1 protein-coding gene is annotated in these 245 nt (G+C 28.2%); it reads right to left on the reverse strand.

The window, feature by feature from the left end; genetic code table 11:
• Positions 1-45: 45 nt before the first annotated feature.
• Positions 46-195 carry a hypothetical protein gene (locus X919_RS16530; protein WP_155949675.1) on the reverse strand — a complete coding sequence of 50 codons (150 nt, stop codon included), beginning with the start codon at positions 193-195 and terminating at the stop codon, positions 46-48.
• Between the last annotated feature and the right edge of the window lie 50 nt (positions 196-245).

Genomic DNA, 245 nt, shown 5'->3' on the forward strand with positions numbered 1-245 from the left:
CCAAATCAAAGTTTAATAAACCACGTTCGCAGCCAGGTGAGATCTTTATCTTGTTATATTCATATGTTTGTCCATAACAATATAATCCCATATTGCAGGAAGATTTTTTTCAAACTGAGGTAACATAGTCTTAAATAACTCATCTATAAAAGCCATTGCAACTTCAGGACTATCTTTTACCATATTACTTTCCATAAATTTTCATCTATCTTTATTTAAAATTTTATCATACCATACATTATTTT

Origin of the sequence: Prevotella sp. HJM029, from assembly GCF_000599605.1 — a bacterium.
Lineage (GTDB): Bacteria > Bacteroidota > Bacteroidia > Bacteroidales > Bacteroidaceae > Prevotella.